Here is a 21,793-nt window from a genome sequence, read left to right as displayed (position 1 = left end):
GTCATGCCGTGGGGATCGTGAAGGCCGTGATGAGGTCGGGGTTCTCCTCGTAGACCTCTTTGATGATGCTGAGGTCGAAGAGGTCGTCGGCCGACACGTCGGTGCCCATGGCCTTCAGCGAGGCGATGTTCTCGGCGACCAGCTCGTCGGTCATCGTGAACAGGCCGTTGGCGTTGACGTCCTCGGTGAGGATCAGCGTGTTCTGCGCCTCGGCCTCGGCGGTCTGCTCCTCGACGTCGAGGTCCTGGTCCTTGCCGTACTTCTCGGCGGCGTACTTCGCGCTCTGCTCCGGGTCCTTCACCGCGTCGGTCCACCCCTTGATCTCGGCGACCAGGAAGGCCTTGAGCATGTCGCGCTCGTTGTCGATGGTCTCCTGCGTGACGGTGAAGGTCTCGGCGACGAACGGCAGTCCGTTGTCGGCGAAGCCCAGTACGACGGGGGTGAAGCCGTCCATCTCGGCGAGGATCGGCTCGTTCGTGATGTACGACATGTGCGCGTCGTAGGCGTTCGTCTCGAGAGGGGCGATGTCGTACTGCGTGGCGACGAGCTCGACGTCGTCGAGCGTCATGTCGTTGGCCTTGAGGAAGCCCTCGAAGATCGTCTGGTTGCCGCCGGACTGCACGCCGATCTTCTTGCCCTTGAGGTCGGCCAGGGTGCGGATCGGCTCGCCCTCCTCGAGCGAGAGCAGGCAGAACGGGTTCTTCTGGAACGTCGTGCCGATGATCTTGAGCGCCGCGCCCTGCGCCACCGACGGGCCGGTGAGCGAGGCCGACGACAACCCGACCTTGGCCTGTCCGGCGAGCAGCGCCTCCTCGGCTCCGGTCTGTCCGCCACCGGCCAGCAGCGTGACCTCGCTGAAGCCGGCGTCGGTGTAGTAGCCCTTCTCCGTGGCGAAGTACTCGCCCGCGAACTCGATGTTCTTGATCCACGAGAGCTGGACGGCGATGGTGCCGAACGACCCGCCCGAGGCGGCCCCGCCGGTCGCCGCGCCCGTCCCGGCCGACGAGTCGGTGCAGGCGGCGAGCAGGGCGGTCGTGCCGACGACGAGGGCGGCCGACCCGCCGAGGCGCAGGAACCCGCGGCGGTCGAGGGAGGTGGAGCGGAACGCGGGAGGAACGGAGAGAGGGCTCATGGGGGAACTCCTGAGGTTCGTTCGGGTGAGGTGTCGAAAAGCTAGACCCGGACTGTTTCATCGTCGTTTCGGTCGTGTTGCCGTCGTCGTCGACCTCGCGGGACGTTAGTTTCGGGGGCATGGCCACCCGCGAGTCGTCCGACAAGAGGGCCGAACTGCTCGAGCGCGTCGTCGACCACGTGCTCGACCACGGCGTCGGTCAGCTCACTCTGCGGGGCCTCGCGACGGCGGTCGGCTCGAACAACCGCATGCTGCTGTACTACTTCGGCAGCCGGGAAGAACTGGTCGTGGCGGCGCTGCACGGCGCCGAACGACGGTTCCCGGGCATCGTCGGGGTCGTGGACCACCTGGCCGGGCCGGACCTGCCGCTCGACCAGCGCCTCCTGGCCGTCTGGCGGACGGTGTCCGACCCCGTCAACCAGCCGTTCAACCGGCTGTTCTTCGAGGTGTTCGGCCTCGCGAGCTTCGACCGCGAGCGCTACGCCTCGCTGCTCGGCGACATCGGCTCCGAGTGGGTGGGTCAGGTGGCGGCCGCGTACCGCGCCGAGGGCGTCGAGGAGGCGCGGGCCGAGTCGCTCGCGCACGAGACGGTCGCGCTCTGGCGCGGCTTCCAGGCCACGTTGCTCAGCGCCGGGTCGAGCGGGGCCGTCGACCGTGCGGCCCTCGACGCGACCGAGGCGCTCGTCGCCCGCGTCCGCGCCGCCGCGGTCGCCCGCTGACGGGCCGCTCGTGTTAAGAGCTTGTTTCGGGGCTGGACTCCGGATGAACCATCCGGTTCACTGACGGCATGAAGCAGATCCGTCTCGGTGTGTTCGAAGTCGCCGGCCCCCAGGTCGGCGGCACCCTCAGCTGGTCCCACCCGCGCAGCGACTCGCTCGGCTACCACGGGCTCGACCTGTGGATCGGCATGGCGAAGCTGCTCGACCGGGCAGGCTTCGACTTCCTGTTCTTCGCCGACGGTTTCGGCTACCCGTCGATCGACGGCGACCTGCCCGAGACCGCGGCCCACGGGGGCATCAACTTCCCCGGCATGGACCCCGCCCTGCTCATCCCGACCCTGGCCCGTGAGACCGAGCGCCTCGGCTTCGTCGTCACCTCGTCGACCGGCCTCGACCACCCCGTGCAGTCGGCACGCCGCTTCGCCACGCTCGACCACCTGACGGGCGGCCGCATCGGCTGGAACATCGTCACGGGCGCCTCGCAGAACACCGTCGCCGAGCTGTTCGGCCACGACGAGATGCGCGGCCACGACGCCCGCTACGACCAGGCGGACGAGTACGTCGACCTGGCCATGACGCTCTGGGAGGGCTGCTGGGAGGACGGCGCCTTCCGCGGTGACGCCGAGGCCGGCGTCCTCGCCGATCGCGACCGCATCCACCGGGTCGAGTTCGCCGGCGAGCACTTCCGCTCGTCGGGCTACTTCACGGTCGCCCCCTCGCCGCAGCGGACGCCCGTCCTGTTCCAGGCCGGCACGTCCGACCGGGGCCGCGCCTACGCCGCGCGCAACGCCGAGTGCGTCTTCGTGCAGGGGACGACGGTCCCGAAGACCGCGGCGAACGTCGCCGACATCCGGGCCAAGGCGGCCGCCCTCGGCCGTGACCCCGAGTCGGTCAAGATCATGGTCGGGCTGACCGTCACGGTCGCCCCGACCCACGACGAGGCCGTCGCCCTGCGGAAGGAGTTCGACGACCTGCAGACCGACGAGGTCGTCGCCGTCCTCTACGCGGGCAACACCGGCATCGACCTGCTCTCGCTCGACCCGTCGCGCGACCTGACCCAGCTGCAGGACGACGGCGGGCCCGTCGGGCAGATGGGGCAGAGCAACATCGACCGCTTCCTGCCGAAGGACGGCTCGCCGGCGCCGACCGTGCGCGAGATCCTCGACGACCTGCGCGGCAAGGGCACCCGCGGGCTCCAGCTGGTCGGCGACCCCGTCGAGGTCGCGGACGAGCTCGAGCGCCTGGTCGACGAGACCGACCTCGACGGCTTCCTGCTCGAGCCGATCTTCGGCACGGCCGACCTGGCCGACTTCGCCGACCTCGTCGTGCCCGAGCTGCGTCGCCGCGGCCGCATGCCGGCCGAGCCGGCCACGGGCACGCTGCGCGAACAGATGCTCGGCCGTCCCGGGCCGCACCTCTCGGCCGACCACCCCGGTGCACGCTTCGCGGTGGTGCCGGCGACGGTCTGAGGTCGTCCTCGCGTCGGCGGTGCGCCTCCTGCCGGGTGGTGCCCCGGAGGCGCGGCGCGGCTCGGGAGGCGCGCCGCGGCTCAGGAGGTGCGGGTCGCCCAGGCGCGGATCGCCGGGTACAGCTCGGGCAGCGTCGTCGCGCGGTGCGTCGGCCGGGCGTCCGGGGCCGGGAAGCGCTCGACCAGGGCGGTCGGCGATCCCTGGGCCGCGGCCGGCTCGAGGTCGTTCGCCCAGATGTCGCCCACGCTGAGCAGACGGTCGGGCCGGTCCTCGAGGCCCGCGTCGGCCCGGAGCCGGTCGAGCACGGCGGGCAGCCCGGACGGCTTGCGCGCGTCGGTGACGATCTCGTCGACCCGGTCGGCTAGTCCGAGCCGCTCGAGCGGTTGGACGACGCCGTGCTCGGGGGAGTTCGTGACGAGCACCACGTGCACGGCGTCGGACAGCGAGTCGAGCAGCTCGGCGAGCCCCTCGGGGGCCGTGGTCTCGAGGCGACCGTCGGCGAGGGCCGCGCGAGCCCCGGCGTAGGCGGCCGAGCGGGCCGCGTCGTCGACGCCCAGGGCTCGCGAGACCCGTTCGGCGACGACGTACCCGTCGGGGGAGCCGTCGGCGTGCGCGATCGCCTCGTCGACCCCGGCCGGCTCGTCGTCGAGCGGGCTGCCCACGAACCGCGCCAGGACGGCCTCGACCAACCCGGGCGGGTGTCGTTCGTCGGCCGCCGCGAGGGCCTCGTCGAGGAGGCGCGCGTAGGTCAGCACGGGACCGTCGCCCAGGCAGACCGTCCCGTCGAAGTCGAGCACGAGGACGTGGGTGGTGGTCATCCCCCGATCCTGCCCCACGTCACACCGGACCGGGGGAGGGACGGTGGTGCGGACGGCACGACTGGGAGCGCGCCAAGGAATGCTGTGGGCCGACTGTGCATTCCCTCCGCGTCGACGCGGGCGCGATAGAACGGGAGCATGAGCAACGAGCAGGACACCACGCCCACCCCCGACGACCGCCCGCGCCCCGCGTACGGCGAGTACGCGCCGCAGGGCACGGGGCAGCAGCCCGCCGGTCAGCCGGCCTCGCCCGACCAAGGGCAGCAGCCGGGGCAGATGCCCGGTCAGCAGGGTGCACCGTACGGCCAGCCCGGCTACGGTCAGCCCGGCCCGCAGGCGACCCCGACGACGGGCACGCCCGGCCCCGGTGGCATCGGCGCCTTCGCCGGCGCGGGCTACCCCCAGGTGCTGGCCTCCTTCACCAAGTACGAGGACGCGCAGTCGGCCGTCGACCTGTTGTCCGACGAAGGATTCCCCGTCGAGAGCGTCTCGATCGTCGGGCACGACATCCGCACCGTCGAGAACGTCTCGGGTCGCCTGACCTCGGGCAAGGCCGCCGGACGCGGCGCCGGTGGAGGTGCCTGGTTCGGCCTGCTGCTCGGACTGCTGTTCGGCATCTTCGCCCCGAGCGCCGCCTGGATCGGCGTGCTGCTCGTGGCCGTCGGCCTCGGCGCCCTGTGGGGTGCCCTCTGGGGCTTCGTCGGCCACAAGATGCTGCGCGGTCGCCGCGACTTCTCGTCGGTCCGCACCATGGAGGCCGGTCGGTACGAGGTGCTGGTCCGCGGCGAACTCGCCGCCCGGGCGCACCAGACGCTGGCGCAGGGTCGCAAGGTCGCCTGACCGCCGCTCGCCGCGCCTCCTCGGTGCCGCTCTTCCGCGCCCGCCCCGTTCGTCGGGGCGGGCGCGGTCGTGTGTCTCCGACCGTCGCCCTGTCGTTGGGGCACCAATCGTTGGTAGACTAACGATCATGACGAGACCCGAGCGGAACCACGACCACGGCAGCAGGTTCGGCGACCTGGTCGAGCGCATGAACGCCCGGCTGCGGCCCTACATCGGCGGCGCCCAGCTGGGGTTGAAGAACGAGGCCCCGGCGGTCGCGCCGCAGCACGGCGGTGTCTGCCCGCTCTGCGGTGCGCCGATGGACGAGCACGTCGTCGACCGCACGGGCGTCCGCACCATGGTGCACTGCCCGGCGCCTCGGGCATGAGTGCCGCCGGCGTCGCGGACCCGCTCGAACTCGAGAGCCAGATCTGCTTCGCGCTCTCGGTCGCGTCGCGGGGCGTCGTGGCGGCCTACCGTCCGGTGCTCGAGCCTCTCGGGCTGACACACCCGCAGTACCTCGTCATGCTGGCCCTCTGGCAGCACGCACCACTCTCGGGTCGTGAGCTCAGCCGCCTGCTGCGGCTCGACCCGGGGACGCTCAGTCCGCTGCTGAAGCGGCTCGAGGCCCAGGGGCTGTTGACCCGCGGGCGACGGGCCGACGACGAGCGGGCGCTGTCGATCGAGCTGACCCCGGCGGGTGCCGCCCTGAGGCGCGAGGCCGAGAGCATCCCCGGGCGCATGATGGCGCGGCTCGGGGTGACGCACGACGAGCTCGTCGTGCTGCACCGCACGATGACGAAGTTGATCGTCGCCGCCGACGCCGAGGGCGCCTGACCCCGTCGGTCTCCGACGCGCCTCAGCGCAGCGGCGCGGGCACGGTCGCCGACCGCGACCACACGACGTCGACGGTGCGTCCGAGGACGCGGGTCGCGATCTCGCCGGCCAGCGCCTCGCGGAAGTGCGTCGCGGCCCGCTCGTCCGAGACGACGACGTCGACCCGCAGGCCCGCGAGCTCGTCGGTCACCAGGGCCGGGCCGTCGGCGAACCGGACGAGGTACTGGTGGTCCTTCACGGGCACGTTCTCGTAGTGGTCGCGGAGGCTCTTCTCGAGCAGGCGGACCGAGTGGATTCCGTCCTTCGGCTTCACGAGTGCGCTGAGCGAGATCATGCGTCGATGCTCCACCCCGGGGGCGACCGGGGCGTGAACGGGACGTGACGGGCGCCTGTGCGTCCACCGCGCCTCCTCGGTGTGTCAGCCGTGAGCGACGTGCGGGTGTGAGCGGCGTCCGGGGCTGTCGCCCGGTCGAGCTGAGCCGTTCCCGACCGACCGGAGGGTGCGGGACGTGCCGAAACCGACCAGCCGGAGGGTCCGGGACGTGCCGAACCCGACAAGGACGGGCGGACGCGCCGTCTGGGAGGCGCATCGGGCGGCGTGTCGTGGTCGTGTGGTCGCGAAGTGCACAGCGGACGAGAGGGGCCGGCCGGCATTCGGCGTGAGGGCGGGAGGCGCGGGTCAGGGCGCGGGGGAGCCGCCGGACTCGGCGACGAACTCGTCGACGGTCGTGTCGATCAGCCGCCATGAGCGGGAGAAGGCGGCGTCCGCGTCGCCGGCCCGGATCGCGAGGGCCAGGTCGAGGTGCAGCTCGGCCGCCGCGGGCGTGTAGTCGGTGATGGTGAACCGGCGTTCTTCGGTCCGGGTGCGCAGCAGGGCCTCGACGGTCGAGGCGAAGTGGCCGATGACGTCGTTGCCCGAGCCGCGCAGCACGGCCGTGTGGAACTCGACGTCGGCCTCGAGGTAGGCGCGACCGTCCCCGGACGCGGCGGCGGCGACCATGGTGCGGGCGGCGTCCTCGACGGCGGAGGCCTGGTCGGGGGTGAACGCCAGCGCGCTCAGCCGGGCCGCGACCGGCTCGAGGCCGAGCCGCAGCTCGAGCAGTTCGCGCATCTGGACGAAGTACTCGGGGCTGCGACCCCGCCAGAGGATGATCTGCGGGTTCATGAGGTCCCACGAGGTGCGCGGGAGCACCTGCGTGCCGATGCGCTGGCGCGGCTCGACCATGCCGAGCGACTGCAGCACGCGCAGGGCCTCGCGCAGCACCGAGCGGGACACCGTGAAACGGACGGCCAGGTCGTCGAGGTTCAGGATGGAGCCCACGGCCAGTCGACCGTCGACGATCTCGGTGCCGAGGACGTCGACCACCCGGGCGTGCAGACCGCGTTCTCGTGATGAAGAGAGACCGGGTGTCATCGTCGACTCCTAGGGGAGAGGGGGGTGGAAAGGAGGGGTGGCGCGGTCGTGGTGACTGTGGCACACTCCATAAGTCTGATTATTCACACTAATCAGACTCGTCCGCGAGACAAGACTGCCAGACATCCGTCGGGCGCAGCCGGACGACAACCCCACGGGCTCCGGCCCACGACGAAGAGGTCGCAGTGAAGCGTCCTCGGAAGGACGCGACGGAATGCACCTCCTCGCAGCGGCCACGGCCGCCCCCACGCCCTCGGGCACCGACGCACAGTTGATCATCGCGGCCCTCGTGGGCATCGTCGTGATCGTCGGCCTCATCACCTGGCTGAAGGTCCACCCCTTCCTCGCGCTGCTGCTCGGCGCCGTCGGGGTCGGCATCGGTGCCGGCCTCGCCCCCGGCGACGCCGTCACGAGCTTCGGCACCGGCTTCGGCTCGACCATGACGAGCGTCGGCATCCTGATCGGACTCGGCGCGATGTTCGGCAAGCTGCTCAGTGACTCGGGCGGAGCCGACCGCATCGTCGACACCCTGATCTCGCGCTCGTCCCAGAAGGCGCTGCCCTGGGTGATGGCCCTGATCGGCGCGCTGATCGGCCTGCCGATGTTCTTCGAGGTCGGCCTCGTGCTGCTGATCCCGGTCATCGTGCTCGTCGCCCGCCGCTCGGGCCTGCCGCTCATGCGCATCGCGATCCCGGCGCTCGCCGGACTCTCGGCGATGCACGCCCTCGTGCCCCCGCACCCCGGCCCGCTGCTCGCCGTCTCGACCGTGGGCGCCGATCTCGGCCTGACGCTCGGCCTCGGCGTGCTCGTCGCGATCCCCACGGTCATCGTCGCCGGCCCCTTGTTCTCGAAGCTCGCCGCGAAGTGGGCGCCCGTGCCGGTCCCCGACCTCTTCGTCTCGAAGGAGGAGGACGGCGGCGAGGGCTCGGCCCGCAAGCGCCCCAGCTTCGCGAACGCCCTGGTCGGCATCCTGCTGCCCGTCGTGCTGATGCTCGCCCGGTCGATCCGCGAGGCGGCGCTGCCGACCGCCACGGGCACCTGGGTCGACCTGCTCGAGTTCCTCGGGACGCCCATGGTCGCGCTGACCGTCGCCGTGCTCTACGCGATGGTCTTCTACGCCCGCGCCGGGGGCATGGACAAGGCCGCCGTGTCGAAGACGCTCGGCTCGTCGCTGCCCGACGTCGCCGGCATCCTGCTGATCGTCGGCGCCGGCGGCGGGTTCAAGCAGGTGTTGATCGACACCGGCATCGGCACCGTGATCGGCGACGCCGTCTCGGAGTCGGGCGTCAGCGTCCTGCTCGTCGCCTGGGTCGTCGCGGCCCTCGTGCGCGTCGCGACCGGGTCGGCCACCGTCGCCACGGTCACGGCCGCCGGCATCATGGCCCCGCTCGCCGCCGACATGTCCACCCCCGAGGCCTCGCTGCTGGTGCTCGCCATCGGTGCGGGCTCGGTCTTCCTGTCGCACGTGAACGACGCCGGCTTCTGGCTGATCAAGGAGTACCTCGGCACCACGGTCGGCCAGAACTTCAGGACCTGGAGCCTGATGGAGTGCGTCCTCAGCCTCACGGCCCTCGCCGGGGTCATGCTCGCGAGCGTGTTCATCTGATGCCCGTCCTCGAGAACGCGGACCGCGCCTCCTCGGGTGCCGCGACGACCGCAGGAGGCACGGTGCCGACGGGCGGGCCCTACGCCTCCGATCCCGTGCTCGTCGTCATGGGCGTGTCGGGTTCGGGCAAGTCGACGGTCGCGGCCCTGCTCGCCGAGCGGCTCGGCTGGGACTCGTACGAGGGCGACGACCTGCACCCCGACGAGAACGTCGCGAAGATGGCGGCCGGCACCCCGCTCGACGACGACGACCGGGCTCCGTGGCTCGACACCGTCTCGTCCTGGATCGTCGAACACGCCATGGCGGGCGTGCCGGGCGTCATCACCTGCTCGGCGCTGAAGCGGAAGTACCGCGACGTGCTGCGCGAGCACAACGTCGTCTTCGTGTACCTGCGCGGCAGCCGCGACCTGCTCGGCGACCGCATGGCCGCCCGCGAGGGCCACTTCATGCCGACCGCACTGCTCGACTCGCAGGTCGCGACGCTCGAACCGCCCGAGGTCGACGAACGCCACGTCGTGGTCGACGCAGGTCGATCGCCCGAGGACGAGGCCGACGACGTGATCCGGGCGCTGGGACTGACGCCGGTCGCCTGAGCCGATCCGCACCTCCTGCGGTCCGGCGCGTTCACCCGGTGGACGCCGGGGGTTCGCCGGGCCGCCACCCGCCCTGCCTAGGCTCGCGGCGTGCACCGGAGGCCGGGCGCGAAGGGCGGGACGATGTCGAGGGCGACGCAGGCGAGGCGGCTGCGGGCCGACCCGATGCGCCCCGTGCTCGACGGTCACGACGTGTGCCTCGATCCGCCGGCGACGGCGCAGGTCTGGCTCGGCACCGGGCTCGGCTTCAGCGAGATCGCGGTGCCCGGCGTGCGCCTGGCGCGGGGGGACGCCCTGATCGCCGTCGAGCTCGCCGCCGTCGGCCCGGACGAGGTGCACTCGCTCACCGGGCGGGGTGCGGCGTCCCTGCCCGTGGTGCCGGGAGGCTCGGCGGTGGGGCGGGTCGTCGAGGCCGACGAGCACGCGCGAGCACACGACGGCCGGCGGCTCCGGCCCGGCATGCGCGTGGTCTGGTCGCGCACGGTGGCCTGCGGGCGGTGCGTCCCGTGTCACCGGGGCCTGGCCTCGGCGTGCGTCTCGGGGGAGCGGTACGGCGAGGAGCGCACGCGGCGCAGCTGGCAGTTGTCCGGCACGGTCGCGAGCCACGTGCACCTGAGCCGGGGGACCACCGTGGTGGTCGTCACCGACGACGTACCCGCCGCCGTGCTCGCCCCGGTGGCGGGAGTCACCGCGACGGCCGCGGAGGTGCTGCACCGCGCCTCCTCGGTGCTCGGGCTCTCGGGGGTGCCGTCGCTCGCGGGGCAGGTCGTCGTCGTGTCGGGGGCGGGTGCCGTCGGACTGGTCGCGACGGCGATGGCCACCGACGCCGGGGCGCGCGTCGTGGTCGTCGACCCCGAGGAGGCGCGGCGCGAGCGGTCGCGCGCGTTCGGCGCCGTCGCCGTGTCCGACCCCGGGGCGGCGACCGGGCCGCACGCCCTGTCTCGCGTGCTCGCGTCGGTCGACCGGTCGGGGCGTCACCGCACGGTGGGGCTCGCCTTCGACGGGGTCGCGGCGGCGTCGGCCCTGGTCGAGCGGGTGGCCGTCGGGGGAGTCGTGGTGCTGGCGGGGGCGGCAGCGGTGGCGGCGGGCGGTCGGGAGGTGAGCGTGGGCGGCGCCCGGCTGGTCGAGGAGCTCGTCACGGTCAGCGGCGTGCGCGACGCCGAGCCCGCGCGGCTGGATGCGGCCGTGGCGTGGGCGTCCGAGGCGTGGCGGCGGTGGCCGCTCGAGTCCCTCGTCGGCAGGACGATCCCGCTGGCCGAGGTGGGCGAGGCGCTCGCCGCGGCGGGCGCGGACGACGGGGTGGTCGGCGTCGGCGGCGGGTCCACCACGCGATGAACCCCGCTCCGTGCGGCGACCCCCGATCCATCGTGGTTTGTGGCTCGGAACGGGGTGGGCGGCGGCGTCAGGAGGCGCGGCTCAGCCGGTACAGGACGTGGGGCCGCAGCGCGTGGCCGGGCGGCAGCGCGGGGTGCTCGAAGTCGTCGGCGGGGTCGTGGGTCATGCCGAGGCGGCGCATCACGCGGCGGAACGCTTCGTTGACCGCCGCCCTGAAGCTGATCAGAGCCGGCAGGTGGGCGCCGGACGGGTCGAACGCGAATCGGACGGCCTCTCGGGCGGCTTCGGTGGCGAAGCCCTGACCCCAGGCCTCGCGGTCGACGAAGAACCCCGTTCCGAACGATGAACCCCGAAGGAACGGGGTGCATCGCTCGGAACGGGGTTCGAGGGGAGGCGCGGTGCGGCGGAGCGCGTCAGCGGCGGTCGCGCGGGCGACGCAGCCGCAGGGCGATCCCGAGCGCCACGATCAGGAACGCCGCGAGGGCGATGCCGATCCACTCGCCCGAGCCGGTCCAGGCGAGCCCGGCCGGCGACGCCACGACGGTGCCGCCCGAGCCGGAACCCGAGCCCGAGCCGCTGCCCGGCCCGCCACCACCCGGCGTGCCGGGCGTGCCGGCGCCGGGCGTCCCGCCACCCGGCGTCCCGGGGTCGCCCGGCGCCGCCGCGGCGAGCACCGTCAGGGTGGCCCGGGCGAGCTGCCCCGTCCCCTCGAGCTCGACGACGTGCGCGCCCGGCTCGAGGTCGGCCGGCACGACGAACCGCAGCACGCCGACGCCGGCCGCCGTGGCCGTCGTGGCGCCGATCGACTGTGGCTCCGAGAACACGGTGCCCGCGAGGTCCTCGCCGGCGACGAAGCCGGTCGCCGTGATCGACACCGTGTCGCCCGGGCGGGCGGTCGCGGGGTCGAGCGTGCCGGGCACGACGTCCTTCGTCGGTTCGACGACACCCAGGTCGATGCCGAGCACCGAGGCGAACCGGGCGAGCGCCACGTCGGGCAGCCCGCGCTGCAGCGCGTTCTCGGCGTCGGCCGTCAGGGCCGCCGATCCGTCGACCGCCGTGCCGTCGACCATCGCCTGCTGGGCGAGGTCGCGCGCGACCGACACGAGGTCGTCGGCCGTGGCCATCGTGCCGAGGTCGGTCCCGGCGAACGGGGTGACCGCGGCGAGCAGGAGGCGCAGCGCGGCGGCGGCGTCCGTCACCGCACCGTCGCCGTCCCACACGTCGGCGTCGAGCACGGCCTGCACCGCGGCACGGGACGCACCCTCGGGCAGGGAGGCGACCAGCGCCTCCAGACGCTCGCGGGCACCGTCGGTGCGCAGACCCCAGCCGTACGGGTAGAGCGGTTCGTAGTCGGCGTCGCCGACGTTGATCGGCACCTGGTCGGCACGGGCCGCCCAGGTCACGGGCAGGCGCCCGGTGAAGGGCCGGTCGCCGAACAGCACGTCGGCGACGCCGGCGCCCTCGGAGCCCGGCAGCGACGATGCCACGACCGCGTCGGCCACGCTCACGACGTCGCCCAGCAGTTGCGGGCGGCCCGAGACGACCAGCACCACGCACGACTCGGTGGCGGCGCAGACCTCGTCCACGATCGCCTGGTCCGAGGCCGTCAGCGACAGGCTCGAACCGTTGTTCGGCACGTCGCCCTGGCCCTCGGCGTACGGACGTTCGCCGACCACGACGACGCCGGTCTGACCGGCGCCGATCGGTGCCGAGGCGTCGGGGCTCAGCGTGACCGACGCCTCGGGCGCGACCTCGCGGATGCCCTCGGCGATGCTCGTGCCGGTCGTCGTGTCGCCCGATCCGCCCTGCCAGCTGATCGTCCAGCCGCCCATCTGGCGGCCGAGGTCGTCGGCGCTGGAGCCGGCCACGTACAGGTCGGCGTCCGCGGCCAACGGCAGCGCGCCTCCGGCGTTCTTCAGCAGCACCTGCGACTCGCCGGCGGCCTGACGGGCGACGGCGCGGTTCGCGGCCGAGCCGACGCCGTCGACGTTGGTCCGGTCGGCGAACGGCTGCTCGAACAGGTTGAGGTCGAACTTCTGCGTGAGGATGCGACGCACGGCGTCGTCGACCCGCGACTCGGCCACGTCGCCCGAGCGGACGGCCGCCACGATCGCGTCGATGAACGCGCCGTAGTTGTACGGCGCCATCGCCATGTCGAGCCCGGCGTTCACCGAGCGCACGGCCTTGTCGGCGTAGCTGCCGCCGGGCAGCTTGTCGATGCCCTCCCAGTCGCTGATCAGGAAGCCCTGGAACCCCAGGTCGCCCTTCAGCAGGTCGTTGTTCAGTGCCGCGTTCTCGTGCATGCGCACGGGCCCGTCGCCCAGGTCGACCGCCGAGTACGACGGCATGATCGTGCCCACGCCCGCCTCGAGGGCCGGCAGGTACGGGTCGACGTGCAGCCGGGTGAAGTCCTCGAGCGAGTCGGCGTTCGTGACGCCCTGGTCGATCGGGTACGCACCCGTGCCGGCCACGGACTCGTCGTAGCTCGTGCCGCCGTCGCCGGCCCAGTGCTTGGCCGTGGCCAGCACCTCGTCGGCGCCGCCGATGTCGGTCGGGTCCTCGCCCTGCAGGCCGATCACCGACGGGGCCGCGAAGGTGCGCACCAGGTCGGGGTCCTCGCCGAACGACTCGTAGCTGCGGCCCCACCGCTCGTCGCGCGAGACGCAGAGGCAGGGGGCGAAGGTCCACGGCACGCCGGTCGCCCGCACCTCGGTCGCGGTGACCTCGGCGATGCGCTCGACCAGGGCCGGGTCGCGGGTCGCGCCGAGGCCGGTGTTGTGCGGGAAGATCGTCGCGCCGACCACGTTGCTGTGGCCGTGCACGGCGTCCACGCCGTAGACCATCGGGATCTGCAGCCGCGTCGACAGCGCCTCGCGCTGGTACGCGTCGACCATGTCGGCCCACGCCACCGCGGTGTTGCCCTCGGGCACCGAGCCGCCACCGCTGAGCAGCGAGCCGAGCGCGCGTCCGCTGACGTCCTGGGGCGACGACAGGCCGAGCCGCTCGGCCTGCGCCATCTGCCCCACCTTCTCGTCGAGCGTCATGCGGCCGAGCAGGTCGGCGACGCGGTCGGCCGTCGGCAGCGACGGGTCGAGGTACGGCAGGTCGTGCGCACCGATCACGACGCGCGGACCGTCGCCCACCTTCGCCGTGGTCGACGCCAGCGAGACCGCGAACTCCTTCGACTCGGCGGCCCCCGAGGAGGCGCGGGTCGACACGGTCACGGACTGCGCCGTCCCCGAGGCGGTCCCCGCCGCGAAGGTCACGGTGCCCGAGGCCGCGTCGTAGTCGGTGCCCTCGACGGCCGTGCCGTCGGCGGTCGACCAGTCGACCGACACGTCCGACGCCAGGGGCTCGTCACCGGCCGTCGTCACCGTCAGCGGCATCTCGGCCGAGCCGCCCGCGTCGACGAGGTAGACGTCCTGCGACGGGTCGACCGTGACGGACGCGGCGCTCGCCGGGGTGCCGTAGAGCTGCGTGTCGTCGATGGCGTAGCCGACCGGGGCGGGCGTGCCCGGCGTGAAGGTGAACGAGTAGCCGAACGCGCTCGTCAGGTCGAGCGTGCCGTTCGTCGTCGCCGCGTCGCCCGGCTGGTAGCCCGACGGGGTGAACGCCGAGAACGGCAGTTCGACGAGCTTCCAGCGGCTGGTGCTGCTGCCCCAGTTGTCCTTGAAGGTCGTCGCCCACAGTTCGCTGGTCTCGGCGCCGTCGCCGCCGGCCGGGTCGCCGTCCTTGATCTCGACCTTGATGTCGGCACCCGCCGTCGGCGAGGCCGGGTTGTTCGCCTGCGAGGCGTACCACCAGAAGCGCAGGCCCTGGTAGCTCGACCAGTCCTGGCTGTCGGCCAGGTTGTGGCTGAGCCCGCCGTAGCCGCCGGCGGGGATCGACGAGGTACCGCTCAGCACGTGGTTGTCGGCGCGGCCGTCCCGCTCCTGCACGGTGACGTCGCGGCTGATCGTGGGCTCGAGCGGGGCGGGGGAGCCCCAGGTGAAGAAGCCGACCGGGTCGGTCGTCGTGCCGAGCGGGACGTCGCCCTCGAAGTCCTCGATCATCGTCGCGCGCTCGAACAGCGCGACGTCGTCGAACTGCCAGGTGCCCGCGCCGAGGGGGGTCAGGGTGACGGCGAAGCCGGTCGAGGCCGACGGGTCGAAGCGCAGGTCGCTCGACGGCTGGCCCTTCTGTCGCAGGTCGGCGAACAGGACGCTGACCTGCTTCCAGTCGGTGCTGTCGTCGACGACGGTCTGCTCGAAGAGGGCGCCGTCGCCGTTCTTCAGCTCGTAGCGGAGGGGCAGGCCCGAGGCGGCTCCCTTGAACCAGAACGAGAAGCCGTCGTGGTCGCTCCAGTCGGTGGCGGGGACGTCGTGCGAGAACCCGAACCAGCTCTCGGCGGTGGTCGGGCCGGCGACGGTGGCGCGCAGGGCCTGGTCGCCCGTCGATCCCTCGCGCTGCGCCTCCACGGTGTCGAGCACCGGGGTGACGGCGGGGCTCTGGCCCCAGCCGAAGTACCCGGTGGGTACGCCGCCCTCGAAGTCGTCGAGCACGGTCGTCGCGCCGACGTTCGGCAGGGCGCCCGTCGGGGTGAGCGTCACGGTGAGGGTGGCGCGCGTGCCGACGACGGTCGGGTCGCTCGGCTCGGACGCCGTCAGCTCGACGGACTTGCGAGGCGTGAGGGCGCCCGTCGAGGTCGTGACGAGGTCCACGGAGGCACTGGTCTCGCCGGGTGCGAAGGTGACGGTCCCGTCGAGGACCGCGTAGTCGGTGCCCGCCGTGGCCGTGCCGCCGGTGGAGCGCACGCGGACCGTGACCGGCTCGTCGCTCGGACCGGTCAGGCTGAGGCCGGCGGTCAGGGTCTGGCCGGCCGCGACGGTCGCGGTCGACCGGTCGAAGGTGACCGAGCGGGTCTCGGCCTCGCCGAAGACCTGCAGGCCGAAGGCCGAGTAGCCGTAGAAGTGGGGGCGGGCCGGGTCCCAGGTCGCCGCCGAGCGCTGCAGCATGCTGACCCGGACGTAGCGGGCGTCGGTCGGGGTGGACAGCGTGACGTCGTCGCGCCCGCCGTCGCTCGTGACGGTCTGTGCCGTGGTCCAGCTCGCGGGCAGGGTCGGATCGCCCGACGTGACGTCGACCGTGTAGTCGGTCGCGTACGAGGACTCCCAGTCGAGGCCGATCGCGTCGACGCGGGCGGTGCCGCCGAGGTCGACGATCACCGACGCGGTGAACTCGACGTCCTCGTCGGGGCCGTTGCCGCTGGCCCAGCGGGTCGCCGGGTCGCCGTCGATCAGGGCCTCGGCGGGGAACGTGCCGTCGCCGTCGGCCTGGCTCGCCGAGGCGGTCACCGTGCCGAAGCGGGCGAGGTCGACCGGCGCGGCCTGCGCGGCGATCGCGGGCAGGCCGCTGAGCAGCAGGGCCGCGGCGGCGGTCCCGGCGGCGAGCGCGAGACCGCGGCGCGGACGGCGCGGGGCTCGCGACCGAGGGGTCGAGGAGGAGCGGGCAGGGGCAGCGGACACGATTACTCCCTTGTAATCACGGCTGTCTCACGACAGAGCTGGAGCCACCCCCGAACGAGGGCGGCTCACGTCTGGCTCATCGTAGGGTCACAGGCGGCTCAGGGGCAATGGGTGGCTCCGGGGCTCGGCGGCGGACCCGTCAGGCCGACGCGGCGCCGGGGGTCCGGCCGCTCGCGGCCCGGGCCCGCGCGGTGTCGCTGCGCGGACCGACCGGCACCGACCTGGTCGCCCGGGCCAGCCCCGACGGTGCCATGCCGACGTACATGCTCTCGGCGCGCTCGACCACGAAGGTCTCGTGCCAGATGCCGACGGCCCCGGGGGCCTTGCGTGCCCGACGGTTGAACGCCGTCCAGGCCGGCCGGTGCGCCTGCTGCGGCGAGCTGGCATAGGCGTACAGCTTTTCGAGCGAGGTCCAGTACTGAACCAGCACCGGCCCGCCACGTCCGAGCGTCAGCCTCATGCCCGCGAGCCCGCTCTCGGGATCACGGAACAACTCGGTGAGCATCGGTCCCATCGCCGCGAACACCGGCCCCCACTGGTCGGGCCGCCACCAGCGGTTGACGGTCATGCCGATCAGGAAGACGACGAGCTCGCCGTCGTGCTCGTGCGTGGTGCGGCCCGGGTTGACTCTCGACATGATGTCTCCTTAGATGGATAGTGGCGCTCTCCAATATTGGAGAGTCGCGCTATCCAATGTCAAGGGGCAGTCCGTGCGCATCTCCCAGCTCGCCGAGACGACCGGGGTGCCGGTCGCCACGATCAAGTACTACCTGCGCGAGGGGCTGCTGCCCGAGGGCGAGCGCACCAGCGCCACGCAGGCCCGGTACGGCGACGACCACGTGCGCCGGCTGCGGCTCGTCCGGGCGTTGCTCGGCGCGGGTGGGCTCAGCGTCGCCGGCGCGCGCGCCGTCCTCGGGCAGCTCGACGGTGAGCACGAGACGGTCGCCGAGGTGCTCGGCGTCGCCCAGTCGGCCGTCACGACGACGGCCCCCGAAGGCGTCGACCTGACGCGGGCCGAAGCGCTCGTGGCCGGGTGGGGGTGGACGATCGACCCGGGGTCGGCCGACGTGCTCGCCGCCCTCGAGGTCGCGGTCGACGGACTCGAGGCCGCAGGGTTCGAGCTGCCCGACGGGACGCTCGACGGCTACGCGCGGTCGATGGCCGAGGTGGCCGAGGCCGAGATCGCGGGCATCCCGGTCGATTCGGTGGACGCCGCGGTGCAGTACGTCGTGCTCGGCACCGTGTTGGTCGAGCCGCTGCTGCTGGCCCTGCGACGCCTGGCCCAGCAGGACGCCTCCTGGCGCCGCTTCGGGCACTGACACCGCGCCTCCGGCTGGTCGCGTCCGGCTGGCAGCCTCGCGCCCGCGCCCTCAGGAGGCGCGGGTGCGCTCGCGCAGACCGACGAACGACACCAGCGCGCTCACCCCGAGCATCACGGCGACCACGATCACGACGCGATGGAACCCGCCCACCGTGAGCGCGCCTCCGGCGATGACGCCGAGGAACGCGACGGCGACGAGCCCCGCCACGCGCGAGATCGCGTTGTTGACGGCGGAGGCGATGCCCGACTGCGCCGCCGGGATCTGCGACAGCACCGTCGAGGTGAGCGGAGCCACGGTCACCGACAGGCCGAAGCCGAAGAGGACCACGCCGGGCACGACCTGCCACCACACGTCGATCGGATCGGCGACCAGCAGCATCCAGAGGAACCCGCTCGCCGTGATCAGCGGCCCGACCGTCATGAACGGGCGCGGGCCGTGGGTGGCGGCGAGCGTGCCGAACAGGGTCGAGAACAGCAGCGACACGATCGTCGTCGGCAGGGTGACGAGCCCGGCCAGGGTCGCCGTCAGGCCCGCCAGCTCCTGCACCACCAGCGGGATGGTCAGCGTGCCGAGGCTGAGGGCCGCGTAGATGCCGACCGTGGCCAGGTTGCCGACCGAGAACGACCGGGTGCGGAAGAGCGTGAGGGGCATCATCGGCGCCGGGGCCCGGCGCTCCCACCAGACGAAGGCGGCGAGCGCGGCGAGGCCGACCACGAGGGGCAGCACGACGTACCAGGTGCCGAACCCGACCCGCTGACCCTCGATGAGCGCGAAGACCGGTCCGGCGAGGCCCACCGCAGCCAGCACGGCGCCCACGACGTCGACCCGCGCGGGTGCACCGTCGCGCCCTCGGTGGGCGTCGCCGGGCAGGCGGCTCATCAGCACGAGGGTGAGGACGACCGGCACGACGACGACGGCGAACACCCAGCGCCAGCCGAGCGTGTCGACGAGTGCGCCGCCGGTCAGCGGGCCGATCAGGAACGCGACGCCGGTCCAGGCCGTCCAGCTGCCGATGGCCTTGCCCTGCGCGGGGCCGCTGAAGGTCGAGGTGATGAGGGCGAGGCTGCTCGGCACGAGGAGGGCCGCGGTCACGCCCTGCAGGGCCCGGGCGGCGATCAGCAGGCCCGGGTCGGGGGCGAGGGCGGCGAGCACGCTCGTCACGGCGAACCCGATCAGCCCCGCACGCAGCACCCGCACGCGGCCGAACGTGTCGCTGAGCGAGCCCGCCACGAGCATGAGCGACCCGAGCGTCAGCAGGTAGGCGTCGACGACCCACTGCTGCAGGGCGAGGCCGGCGCCGTCGTCGGCCGTCGCGCCGCTGCCTCCCGTGCCGGCGCCGAGTTCGCGCGCGATCGCGGGCAGGGCCACCGTGACGATGGACCCGTCGAGGAACGCCACGAACGAGGCCAGCACGGCGACGACGAGCACGACCCGCCGCCCGCGCAGGGTCGCGGCGTCACTCGGGGCCGGGGGAGGTGTGCTCATGCTGCACTCAACACCCGACGGGCGCCGACCGATACCCGACGAGACGACGCCGGGCGATGGTCACGACGCCAGGTGATGGACATAGCGCCAGGCTTTTTCCTGGCGCCCTGCCCATCTCGTGGCGTCGTGCGCTGCCTCACCCCTCGCGGACGACGTCGTCCGGCGACTTGTCCGGCCGCCATCCGCGCCAGCTCGGCTGCCGCAGCCTGCCGGTCGAGGTCCACTCGGCGATCGACACCTCGCCCACCCGCGAGGGAGTGACCCAGTGCGCGTCGCGCGCGTCGACCGCGGGCACGCCCACGAGCGGGCTGGTCTTCCGCTCGGCGGCCCGCAACGACGGCAGCAGCTCGTCGAGCTCGCGGTCGGTGAACCCGGTGCCGACCCGGCCGACGTAGTGCAGCCCGTCCTCGCCCGGCACGCCCATCAGCAGCGAGCCGACGCCGTCCGCGCGGCGACCCGCACCGGGGCGCCAGCCCGCGATCACGACCTCCTGCGTCTGGTGGTGCTTCATCTTGATCCAGGCCCGCGAACGGCGGCCGGCGCTGTAGGTCGCGTCGCGCCTCTTCGCGACCACGCCCTCGAGGCGGAGGCGCTTCGAGGTCGCGACCGCCGCCTCCAGGTCCCCGTCGAACGCCGGGGGCACGTCGACCGCCCCGCCGCTCTCGACGATCCGCTCGAGCACCTCGCGCCGGTCGTCGTACTCGTCCTTCACGAGCGAGCGCCCCTCGGCCCGCATGACGTCGAAGAGCAGCAGCTTGACCGGCGCGCCTCGGGCGGCCCGGGCCACGTCGCGGGGCCGCGTCAGCCCCATGCGCGTCTGGAGGAGCCCGAAGTCGGGGCGACCCTTCTCGTCGACGGCCACGATCTCTCCGTCGAGCACCGCGCCTCCTTCGCTGTCGACCCGCTCGGCCAGCACCTGCAGCTCGGGGTAGGCCGGGGTCAGGTCGTTGCCGTTGCGGCTGGTCAGCGTGACGGCGCCGTCGTGGACGACGGCCACGGCGCGGATGCCGTCCCACTTCATCTCGAACGCCCACGCGCCCTCGGCCACGTCGTGTGCGTCGCCCGTCGTCGCCAGCATCGGCGCGACCGGGTCGGGTGCCGGGAACTCCTGCTTCCCGTCGCGAGCCGAGGAGGCGCGGCCCGACTTCTCGGGGGACCCGCCGGTCGCGCGTGACGCGCGTGAGGATTTGCCGACACGCGACCCGGCGCCGTGGCCGCCGTGCGCGTGGCCGTCGGCGTCGTCCTTCATGCGGTGGATCAGCCAGTTGGACTCGGCCCGCCCGCCGCCGTGCCCGGTGTGGATCAGCGCGACGCGTCGGGTGCCGCGCTGCTCGCCGTGCAGCACGACGATCACCTCCTTGCCCTCGCGCCACTTCTCGAGCTCGTACTCGCCCGAGTCCCAGATCGTGACCTCGCCCGCGCCGTACTCGCCCTTGGCGATCGTGCCCTCGAAGGTGCCGTACTCGAGCGGGTGGTCCTCGGTCTGGACGGCGAGGTGGTTCGTGCCCGGGTCGTCGGGCTCGCCCTTCGGCAACGCCCAGCTGACCAGCACGCCGTCGTGCTCGAGGCGGAAGTCCCAGTGCAGCGAGCTGGCGTGGTGCTCCTGGATGACGAAGCTCGTGCCGTCGGTCGAGGCCGGGGCCTCGGCGGGCACCGGTTCGGCGGTCTTCGACGCGTCACGCTTCGACCGGTAGACCTCGAGGCGGTCGCGCACCTTCTCGGACGGGTCGTGGTCGGGGGCCTCGGTGTTGCGGAAGTCCTCGCCCAGCTCGCCTGACGGCACCGGCACGTGCGCCGACACGTCGGCCAGGGGGTCGCCGCGGCGCTTCAGGCGCGAGAGCACGTCGGTGTACTCGAGCTGTGCCAGCGTCTTCGACGCGAGCTCGCGCCAGGTACGAGGCATCGCGACGGTCGGCCGGGACCGACCGCGCAGCGAGTACGGGGCGACCGTCGTCTTGTTGCCGTTGTTCTGCGACCAGTCGAGCAGCACCTTGCCCCGACGGTCGGCCTTGCCCATGGTGCTGAGCACGAGGTCGGGGTGATCGGCCTCCATCGCACGGGCCAGCTCGTGGGCGACCTCGCCGACCTGGGCGCTGGTCTGCCTCCCGTCGAGCCGGGCGTACAGGTGCACGCCCTTGCTGCCGCTCGTCACGGGCATCAGCTCGAGCCCCATGCCCTCGACGATCGGCTTCAGCAGCTGCGCCACGGCGACGCACTCGGCGAGACCGACGCCTTCGCCCGGGTCGAGGTCGAGCACCAGCCGGTCGGGGTTGCGCTGCGCCCCCTTCGGGCCGAAGCGCCACTGCGGCACGTGCACCTCGAGCGCGGCGACCTGAGCCAGCCAGGTGAGCGTCGCGACGTCGTTCACCATCGGGTAGACGTTGGCGTGGTCCTTGTGTTCGATGGTGTGCCGGGCGACCCAGTCGGGTGCCGAGTCGGGCAGGTTCTTCTCGAAGAACACCTCGCCGTCGACGCCGTTCACCCATCGCTTGCGGGTCGCCGGCCGGCCCTCGACGTGCGGCAGCATCCACTCGGCGACGGCGGCGTAGTAGCCCAGCACGTCGGCCTTGGTCGTGCCCGCGTCGGGGTAGAGCACCTTGTCGAGGTTCGTCAGCTGCAGCCGGTGCCCGCCGACCTCGACCGTCTCGCCGCGTCCCCTGCCCGCCATCGCGCGCCTCCTCGTGTCGTCCGTCTCTCGTTCGTTCTACCCGACTGCGGCGGGTCCGTGTCGTCCGCGGCG

Annotated in this window: 17 protein-coding genes and 1 pseudogene; 9 read left to right on the top strand and 9 right to left on the bottom strand. The window is 73.1% G+C overall.

Translation table 11 applies throughout. The features are described 5' to 3' along the window. Window position 1: 1 nt before the first annotated feature. Window positions 2-1,132, bottom strand: a complete 1,131-nt coding sequence (locus IFT88_RS13165; RefSeq protein ID WP_043596631.1) for an ABC transporter substrate-binding protein — start codon at window positions 1,130-1,132, stop codon at window positions 2-4. Between the two features lie 119 nt (window positions 1,133-1,251). On the opposite strand from IFT88_RS13165, the gene IFT88_RS13160 reads away from it, so the two are divergent. Beyond that, window positions 1,252-1,851, top strand: a complete 600-nt coding sequence (locus IFT88_RS13160; protein ID WP_192121098.1) for a TetR/AcrR family transcriptional regulator — start codon at window positions 1,252-1,254, stop codon at window positions 1,849-1,851. Window positions 1,852-1,919: 68 nt separating this feature from the next. Then, window positions 1,920-3,320, top strand: coding sequence for an NtaA/DmoA family FMN-dependent monooxygenase (locus IFT88_RS13155; protein WP_192121095.1), 1,401 nt, complete (start codon window positions 1,920-1,922; stop codon window positions 3,318-3,320). A gap of 80 nt (window positions 3,321-3,400) precedes the next feature. Here the strand turns inward: IFT88_RS13155 and IFT88_RS13150 are convergent, their stop codons facing one another. Continuing rightward, a complete protein-coding gene (locus IFT88_RS13150) occupies window positions 3,401-4,138 on the bottom strand; it encodes an HAD family hydrolase (protein ID WP_192121094.1) in 738 nt (245 codons plus the stop codon). Between the two features lie 138 nt (window positions 4,139-4,276). Between IFT88_RS13150 and IFT88_RS17245 the strand changes: the two genes are divergently transcribed. The 3 genes from IFT88_RS17245 (at window position 4,277) to IFT88_RS13135 (ending at window position 5,794) form a co-directional block, all read left to right on the top strand. Then, window positions 4,277-4,978: a general stress protein gene (locus IFT88_RS17245; protein ID WP_249409033.1), complete on the top strand. Its 702-nt coding sequence runs from the start codon at window positions 4,277-4,279 to the stop codon at window positions 4,976-4,978. A 127-nt stretch (window positions 4,979-5,105) separates the two neighbouring features. Further along, the gene (locus IFT88_RS13140) at window positions 5,106-5,345 is read left to right on the top strand and encodes a hypothetical protein (RefSeq protein WP_043596013.1); all 240 of its coding nucleotides are present in this window, start codon (window positions 5,106-5,108) and stop codon (window positions 5,343-5,345) included. Then, window positions 5,342-5,794, top strand: a complete 453-nt coding sequence (locus tag IFT88_RS13135) for a MarR family winged helix-turn-helix transcriptional regulator (protein ID WP_192121092.1) — start codon at window positions 5,342-5,344, stop codon at window positions 5,792-5,794. The genes IFT88_RS13140 and IFT88_RS13135 overlap by 4 nt, the downstream gene beginning before the upstream one ends. Window positions 5,795-5,816: 22 nt before the next feature. Here the strand turns inward: IFT88_RS13135 and IFT88_RS13130 are convergent, their stop codons facing one another. Together IFT88_RS13130 and IFT88_RS13125 are read right to left on the bottom strand one after the other, a co-directional pair. Then, window positions 5,817-6,128 carry a hypothetical protein gene (locus IFT88_RS13130; protein ID WP_043596011.1) on the bottom strand — a complete coding sequence of 104 codons (312 nt, stop codon included), beginning with the start codon at window positions 6,126-6,128 and terminating at the stop codon, window positions 5,817-5,819. A gap of 345 nt (window positions 6,129-6,473) precedes the next feature. Further along, entirely contained in the window at window positions 6,474-7,208 is a 735-nt protein-coding gene (locus tag IFT88_RS13125; RefSeq protein ID WP_043596009.1) for a FadR/GntR family transcriptional regulator, read from the bottom strand. A gap of 214 nt (window positions 7,209-7,422) precedes the next feature. Between IFT88_RS13125 and IFT88_RS13120 the strand changes: the two genes are divergently transcribed. From IFT88_RS13120 to IFT88_RS13110, 3 genes are all read left to right on the top strand, one after another. After that, window positions 7,423-8,814, top strand: a complete 1,392-nt coding sequence (locus IFT88_RS13120) for a GntP family permease (protein WP_043596008.1) — start codon at window positions 7,423-7,425, stop codon at window positions 8,812-8,814. After that, window positions 8,814-9,407: a gluconokinase gene (locus tag IFT88_RS13115; RefSeq protein WP_192121090.1), complete on the top strand. Its 594-nt coding sequence runs from the start codon at window positions 8,814-8,816 to the stop codon at window positions 9,405-9,407. The genes IFT88_RS13120 and IFT88_RS13115 overlap by 1 nt, the downstream gene beginning before the upstream one ends. 123 nt (window positions 9,408-9,530) lie before the next feature. Then, the gene (locus tag IFT88_RS13110) at window positions 9,531-10,742 is read left to right on the top strand and encodes an alcohol dehydrogenase catalytic domain-containing protein (protein WP_192121088.1); all 1,212 of its coding nucleotides are present in this window, start codon (window positions 9,531-9,533) and stop codon (window positions 10,740-10,742) included. A gap of 67 nt (window positions 10,743-10,809) precedes the next feature. Here the strand turns inward: IFT88_RS13110 and IFT88_RS17465 are convergent. From IFT88_RS17465 to IFT88_RS13095, 3 genes and pseudogenes are all read right to left on the bottom strand, one after another. After that, window positions 10,810-11,064: pseudogene (locus IFT88_RS17465) on the bottom strand (GNAT family N-acetyltransferase); the annotation flags it as partial. Window positions 11,065-11,155: 91 nt separating this feature from the next. Beyond that, the gene (locus tag IFT88_RS13100; RefSeq protein ID WP_192121086.1) at window positions 11,156-16,246 is read right to left on the bottom strand and encodes a glycoside hydrolase family 3 N-terminal domain-containing protein; all 5,091 of its coding nucleotides are present in this window, start codon (window positions 16,244-16,246) and stop codon (window positions 11,156-11,158) included. Window positions 16,247-16,385: 139 nt separating this feature from the next. After that, on the bottom strand, window positions 16,386-16,883 hold the full coding sequence (locus tag IFT88_RS13095; RefSeq protein WP_173152438.1) for a DUF4188 domain-containing protein: 498 nt from the start codon (window positions 16,881-16,883) through the stop codon (window positions 16,386-16,388). A gap of 73 nt (window positions 16,884-16,956) precedes the next feature. On the opposite strand from IFT88_RS13095, the gene IFT88_RS13090 reads away from it, so the two are divergent. Then, entirely contained in the window at window positions 16,957-17,565 is a 609-nt protein-coding gene (locus IFT88_RS13090) for a MerR family transcriptional regulator (protein ID WP_192121084.1), read from the top strand. A gap of 51 nt (window positions 17,566-17,616) precedes the next feature. On the opposite strand, the gene IFT88_RS13085 is transcribed toward IFT88_RS13090, so the two are convergent. Both IFT88_RS13085 and IFT88_RS13080 read right to left on the bottom strand, forming a co-directional pair. After that, complete coding sequence (locus IFT88_RS13085) at window positions 17,617-19,053, bottom strand: MFS transporter (protein ID WP_192121082.1); 1,437 nt, start codon at window positions 19,051-19,053, stop codon at window positions 17,617-17,619. Window positions 19,054-19,189: 136 nt separating this feature from the next. Then, window positions 19,190-21,721 carry an ATP-dependent DNA ligase gene (locus tag IFT88_RS13080; protein WP_192121080.1) on the bottom strand — a complete coding sequence of 844 codons (2,532 nt, stop codon included), beginning with the start codon at window positions 21,719-21,721 and terminating at the stop codon, window positions 19,190-19,192. Between the last annotated feature and the right edge of the window lie 72 nt (window positions 21,722-21,793).

Source organism: Frigoribacterium sp. CFBP 8751 (assembly GCF_014841545.1).
GTDB lineage: Bacteria > Actinomycetota > Actinomycetes > Actinomycetales > Microbacteriaceae > Frigoribacterium.
Note: the sequence above shows the minus strand (reverse complement) of the source record. Positions and strands in the feature narration are given on the sequence as shown.